Below are 6,021 nucleotides of genomic sequence, written 5' to 3'. Positions count from 1 at the left end.
CGCGGCGCATCAACGCTGCGACGGTCTTGCGGGACACGACCACGCCCTGGCCCAGGACGAGTTCGGCGCGGATCCTCGGTGCCCCGTAGGTCTGCCGGGAGGCCTCGTGGACCGCGGTGATCTGATCGACCAGCCAGGCCTGTCGGATCGTGCGTGCCGAGGGTGGGCGACTACGAGCTTCGTAGAAGCCCGCCCGGGACACCCCGAGGGACAGACAGGCCTGCTTCACCGGTACGCCCTCAGCGGCCAGTTCCGCGACGAGGGCGAACCGGGCTTTTGGGGGCACCACCTTCTCCACTGCGACCGCCGCCTTACGCAGGATCTTGACCTCGGTCTCCAGCTCGGCGATCCGCGCCTCGGCCGCGGTGAGCGCGGCGGACTCGACCTGCTCCGGGATCGGGGTCTTGAGTCCGCGCTCGAGCAGATCCCGGGACTTCCAGCGATGCAGGCACGACTCCGCGATGCCCAACGACGTCGCCACATCACGCACTGAGCGTCCCGAGGCCAGCAAATCAAGGGCGCGTCGCCGGAACTCCGGCTGGTAGGGCTTCGGCACGACGGACGATCTCCTTCACAAGATCGTCGGACCCTACGTCTCCTCACTTCTGCGTCCGCCGAGCGGGGTCAACATCACCCCGAACACCTACGAACAGACACTCCGGACTACCCTCACAACAACAGCCGCGTAATCAACCCCCGTGTCCAAGATCCGGGGGTAAGGCCCGTGGCGAAGACCCGGGGCGGCCACGCACGCACCGTCGCTGTAGCCCACCAGCTGCATGACAGCCGCTTCGCTGGCCCCGGCCGACGATGAGACCAGCATGAGCACCGAGAACAGGAAGACCACGATGCAGTCCGAGTCCGAGTCCGAGTCCGAGTCCGAGTCCGAGTCCGGGCCTGCGCCGGTGTCGTTCCCGTTCGGGCCGGGGTCGATGCGGCGGTTGAGGAACGGAAGGAAACGGGCTGCGGTGGTGCCGGCGGCCCAGGCGGTGTTGCTGGGCGCCGGGTCGTCGGTAGCGGCGCGCGCGTCGTCCGGGGATGCCCGCCTGCCGTTGCAGGTCATCGCCCGTCACGACCTCCCCGGTGGCCTTGACGGGCTGCCCGAGCTGGCCGAGACAGCGGGTCTGACGCTCGCTGATTTCACGATCGAGCCGCAGTGGTCCGGTTACATCGAGGAAACGCGGGAGAACGTCCCAGGTGCGGCGGTGCTGCTGGTCATGGAACCGACCGGACCGATGACCGGGACCCTGTCCGGCAGGAAGAAAAAGACCTCGGGCGGACTAGGGGCTTTGGCGTGGTATCGGGTGGATCTGCAGTTGCTGGCCCCGCTGGCTGCGCCGATCTACTCAGCTGATCAGAAAACCCTGGCCGCGCGGATCACGACCGTTCTCGATCACCTCGCTCCAGCAGCAGAAACCCGGGAGGCAGCCGACGCTGCCGCCGACGTGCTGCTGCAATCAGGGCGGGCCCACGGGAAGATCACACCCGAGCTGCACGCCGAGCTCGGGCAGCCCCGCGTCAATGCGGCGGTGGACTGGCTACGACGGAACAAGCTACTGGTCGGGCTGGCCCGGGAACGGGTGTGGAGCCCACGGCTGCTCGTCGGGTTACGCGTCCGGATACCGGTCTCACAAGCCGGCGACCGCACCCCTGAACCAGACCGACCGCAGCCGGCGGCGGCGCGGCGATAACCCCGGCCCGCCATGTCGTCCCCTTCCGAGCCCTGGGCTTTCGAAGCTGGGCCCGAGGTTGATGCGGTGAGCCGCGGATATCGGATCGAGGCCGATGTCGAGCTGTCCAGCGACTGGCTACCAGCCGCGGCGTTCACGACGATCTATCCGACGGTGGAGGCAGCGATTCCAGTCGCGATCGAAGGTGTCGACGACGCCGAGATCGACGAAGTACGAATCGTGGCCGTGGGCACCGGCCGGGTGGCGTGGCGGTCCACCGAGGAAGAATTCGAGTAGCCGCGACCGCGGGGCCGCGGTACGAGTGGTGGTGCTGCGACGATTCCGGTCCGTTGTTGATCACGGTGGCCTGGCTGGGTAGCTCACCGCGACGGTCCGGCATGCCTGGACACGTCGCCGTCGTCGGGATCGCCCGCGGTTCTCCGCCCACGATGTAGCCCGCAGCGCGCTACGAATCCGCATCACCCCTCACGCTGTCGACACGGCGGTGTATCGAACGTATCCGAGTTGCGCCATTTATAGGCGTTCCGTAGGGAAATGAGAGTTGAACTGTGAACCTTTTCGATCCGGCGAGCCAAAACAGAAGTCCGGCTAGTCGTAGAGAAGGCCCAGGGCCGCTACGAAATGATGATCAGGATACGGTTCCATTTCGAACCCAGAAGCCCCGCCCGAATAGCATCAAGGGCCGCTCGAAGCGAGTTTGGGCTATCGTAGTGGCGACCGGGTTGACATTCCTTGCCCTGCTTGCAGCGGCAGGGTTTCTGCTCATGTCAGAAGGCGCTAGGATCCCCATAGAGGGCAATCTCGTGGGCTTGATGACCGCACCTTCTCGGAAAATTCCTGACGGGTTCTCCCCTCTGTCTTCTGGTGGTTGCGCTGGATTCGGAGAATTCGGTGAAATCCGAGCAGGAGCGCGGATCTCGGTGCTAAATTCAAAGAGGGAATTAATCGGCTCTGGACATCTGAAGGATTCCGTCATCGTGGGGAGTTCGTGCCAGTTTAGCTTTAGAATCGATGGTGTCCCGAAAAGTGGCTCCTATCGAGTCAGTGTTGCCAGCCGCAAGCCGTTGTCCTGGTCGGCAGCGGAGGTTGAAGCCCCTGGCGGGATTCGAATGTTTCTCGGGGCGTGAGCGCTGGGGAATTTTTGCGGGGAAGGTTCTTCGTGAGGCATCGAGAGGTGTCCGCCGCGGGCTCGGGGCAGAGGGGGGCAGTGCGGGCGGGTGCTGCCGCGCCGCTTCCGGTCCTCGCCGCCCCGAGGGCGACTGCGGTCCGGGTCGGCTTGCCGTTGCGCGGCGCCGGTCGCCCCTTGACCGCCGTCTGGACGCACCTGTCGGCCTACCGCTCTGAGCGGCCGGGCCCGACCGCTCAAGGTCAAAGGCCACAGAACCTATGCATCATCTGATGCTCTTCGGCCCGGCGGGGTAGGGTGTGGGTTGTGTTGCGGGTGATCGCGGTGGGCGCGGGGGCGGTGGAGTACCTCGTGCGTGGGTCGGGTTGCGCCGCGCACGAGTCCCAAGGGTGAGACTGTGGGCGGGCCTGGTTATTACGCGAAGGCGGCGGCTCAGGGGGAGCCGGCGGGTCGTTGGTTCGGTACGGGGATGGCCGGGTTGGGTCTCATCGCGTACGACGACGACTGGCATCGACCATGTCGTCACCCCGGTCAACGACCCGACGGCGCCGTGATCGTGACAGGGCTCCAAGACGATGTCGCCCGAGTTCAGGAGGGCATCGGCTGTGGCCTCGTCGGCTGCCAGTCCTTCGAAGACGGCAGCGCCGACAATGGCGCGACGCTGCCCACCAGTGTAGGCCTCCCACGGTAGTGGCGCGCCGGAGATCAAGATCGTATTCGGGGTCATTCCGGGCACGACCTCGCCGGCGGGCGCGACGTCGGTCAGCACCGGTTCGGAGTCCAGGATGCGGGCGACTGCGTGCGCGTTTGGGGTGACATCCGGGCTGGTTTCGATCGGATCGGTGCTCAAACCGAGAGGTTCGCCCCGGCTGCGGGTGACGACCACGGCGCACAGCCGGGGCGGGTCGTCGTCGGTGATCCAGCTGACGGGCGCCTCGTCGCTCAGCACGTCGCGCAACCGGCCGCGACGGTGGTCGAGGTAGACCTGCTGCGCCCAGCGGCGGCGGGTGCGCCGTGGCGGAATGCGGCGGCCAAGCGCGAGATCGACAAGGTCCGGTTCGATCGCCGCGCCGGAGGAGAGCTGCCACAGCCTCATGATGGCGTCGCCGGGGGGGGGGGGGCGTGCGGCGACCTCCATCAGTACCGCTCGGCCGCCGTCGTCGGACAGCCGGAACTCGGCGTGACTCATCCCGGTGCCGAACGACATCGCCGCCAGCAGCGCGGTGTTCGCATCCAAAAGGGTTTCGCGTCCGACGTCGTTGAGCGCGGCGGCGGGTGACACATGGCCGGTCTCGGTGAAGTACGACGTCGTGCTCTCGTTGGTGGTCTTGGCCGTAACGTCGGCCCACACCACTTCCCCGTCGTGCACGAGGGACTCCACGGAGAACTCCGGCCCACCCACCCGCTGCTCGAGCAGAAGGAACTCCCCGGCCGGATACCCCTGCAGTGCGGTGGACAGGTCGGCGGGCGAGTTGATCGCCCGGACGCCTGAGCTCGACATCCGTCCGACCGGCTTGAGCACGGCCGGGTAGTGCTGCCAGTCATCGGCGGCCGCCGGGTCTCGACCGGGACCGAGCGGTAACCATCGCGGCGCCAGGCCCGGCGCGGAGAGCCGCTGCAGCGGCTTGTTGCGTGCGATCCGTGACGCGCGCCCACCGGGCCCGGGCAGCCCGAGTGCCTCGGCGAGCGCCCCCGCGGAGTCGACGAACAGCTCCCCGCAGTTCAGCACCGCACCGATCTCGACGCGCTGGCCCAAATTTGTAGTAGCGGTGAGCAGCGTCTCGAACGAGTAGTCCGGCAGGTGCACGATCTCGACCGCGTCGTGCAACGCATGTGTAGGGTCAGCTCTGCGCCGGGTGAGTTCGTCGGAACTCGTTTCGGGTCCGAGGACGACCACCGGCTCGTAGCCGCGGGTCCGGATCTCCGCGATCAGGTTCAGGTGCCGGCAGAGCACGACGAGATCAGTCGTGAGCAGAACGGCTGGCCGATCCTGTGCCAGCGGCATCGACCTGCTCATCGCCGCTGGCCCGGGGTCACCGGCACGGTCAGCTGTTGCACTTGGCGTCCGGCGCGCGTGCGGAGCACGGCGCTCGGGGTCGGACCGTCGGTGAACAGCTGAAGCGTGCGCTCCTCGCTCCATCCGGCGAACCGATACTCCGACTGCCCCAGGTGGACGAGGCCGAGGCGCTGCCCGGTGTCGAGCTGAAGCTCCAGGCCGCTACCGGTCTCGTGCACTCGTGCAGGGAGCCTTTTCCATCGTGTTTGTGCTGGTCAGCGGCGGGTTTCGATGCGGTTCAGGACGGTGATCGCGGCGATGATGGTGTGCGCGCGGTGGGGACAGCAGCGGAACCGGTCCACCACGTGCCAGCGTTTGAGTTCGGCGACGGCTTGCTCGACTCGGCACCGGATCCGGGCGTGAGCACGGTTCACCGCTTTCTGTCCGGGTGACAGGCGCGGTCGGGTCCGGTGGCGTTTGTAGGGGGTCCGGACTGTCTCGCACCGGGTTTGATGGAGGGTGTCAAGCCAGGAGATGATGAGCAGCGATGGCAGCCCCACGGAAGCACCCCAACGAGCTGCGGGAACGAGCGATCCGGCTGGTCCTCGACGCCAAGGCCGACCCTGTCAACGCCGGCACGAACGTCTGCCGCCGTATCGGTGACCAGCTGGGAATCCTTCCGGAAACCCTGCGCGGCTGGGTGAAGCAAGCCGAGATCGACGCTGGATCCCGGCCTGGGACGACGACCGATCAGGCCGCTCGGCTGGCGGAGCTGGAGCGGGAGACCCGTGAACTCCGCCGGGCCAACACCATTCTCAAGTCCGCTTCGGCTTTCTTCGCGGCGGAGCTCGACCGCCCGCAACGGTAGTCACCGACTACATCGACAAGAACAGGAACGAGTTCGGGGTCGGGCCGATCTGTGCCGTGCTGAAAGACGCCGGTATCCCGATCGCCCCGAGTGCCTACTATGCGGCGAAGACCCGTCCACCCTCGGCCCGGGCGGAACGCGACATCCTCGTCTCCGCCGAGATCGCACGCGTGCACGCCGAGAACTACGGCGTCTACGGCGTCCGGAAAGTCTGGGCACAGCTGGGCCGCGAAGGCGGCGTGGACGACCGGCCGGTCGCGCGGTGCACCGTCGGCCGGCTCATGAAAGCCGCAGGCCTGCGCGGTGTCCGGCGGCAGCGGGTGCCGCGGACCACCATCCG

At 67.3% G+C, this 6,021-nt stretch carries 5 protein-coding genes, 2 pseudogenes and 1 other annotated feature; of the genes and pseudogenes, 3 read left to right on the top strand and 4 right to left on the bottom strand.

What is annotated here, in order from left to right; genetic code table 11:
- A partial coding sequence (locus tag Ae150APs1_RS29720; protein ID WP_212567357.1) for a transposase occupies nucleotides 1-556 on the bottom strand: 556 nt, incomplete at its 3' end.
- 265 nt (nucleotides 557-821) lie between these two features.
- On the opposite strand from Ae150APs1_RS29720, the gene Ae150APs1_RS29715 reads away from it, so the two are divergent.
- Together Ae150APs1_RS29715 and Ae150APs1_RS29710 are read left to right on the top strand one after the other, a co-directional pair.
- Nucleotides 822-1,691 carry a hypothetical protein gene (locus Ae150APs1_RS29715; RefSeq protein ID WP_139317648.1) on the top strand — a complete coding sequence of 290 codons (870 nt, stop codon included), beginning with the start codon at nucleotides 822-824 and terminating at the stop codon, nucleotides 1,689-1,691.
- Between the two features lie 66 nt (nucleotides 1,692-1,757).
- Entirely contained in the window at nucleotides 1,758-1,967 is a 210-nt protein-coding gene (locus Ae150APs1_RS29710; protein WP_075303019.1) for a hypothetical protein, read from the top strand.
- A 1,115-nt stretch (nucleotides 1,968-3,082) separates the two neighbouring features.
- Here Ae150APs1_RS29710 and Ae150APs1_RS29705 read toward each other — a convergent pair.
- The 3 genes and pseudogenes from Ae150APs1_RS29705 to Ae150APs1_RS29695 form a co-directional block, all read right to left on the bottom strand.
- Nucleotides 3,083-4,822 (bottom strand): ATP-grasp domain-containing protein, encoded by a 1,740-nt coding sequence (locus Ae150APs1_RS29705; protein WP_170918216.1) that lies wholly within the window; start codon nucleotides 4,820-4,822, stop codon nucleotides 3,083-3,085.
- 8 nt (nucleotides 4,823-4,830) lie between these two features.
- Nucleotides 4,831-5,052 carry a hypothetical protein gene (locus Ae150APs1_RS32410; protein ID WP_075303015.1) on the bottom strand — a complete coding sequence of 74 codons (222 nt, stop codon included), beginning with the start codon at nucleotides 5,050-5,052 and terminating at the stop codon, nucleotides 4,831-4,833.
- Between the two features lie 36 nt (nucleotides 5,053-5,088).
- Nucleotides 5,089-5,307, bottom strand: a pseudogene (locus Ae150APs1_RS29695) (transposase family protein); the annotation flags it as partial.
- 53 nt (nucleotides 5,308-5,360) lie between these two features.
- Here Ae150APs1_RS29695 and Ae150APs1_RS34120 point away from each other — a divergent pair.
- A pseudogene (locus Ae150APs1_RS34120) lies at nucleotides 5,361-6,021 on the top strand (IS3 family transposase); the annotation flags it as partial.
- Nucleotides 5,642-5,770: a sequence feature (AL1L pseudoknot), on the top strand. Its footprint overlaps the pseudogene before it by 129 nt.

The sequence above is a fragment of the Pseudonocardia sp. Ae150A_Ps1 genome, assembly GCF_001932315.1.
GTDB lineage: Bacteria > Actinomycetota > Actinomycetes > Mycobacteriales > Pseudonocardiaceae > Pseudonocardia.
Note: the sequence above shows the minus strand (reverse complement) of the source record. Positions and strands in the feature narration are given on the sequence as shown.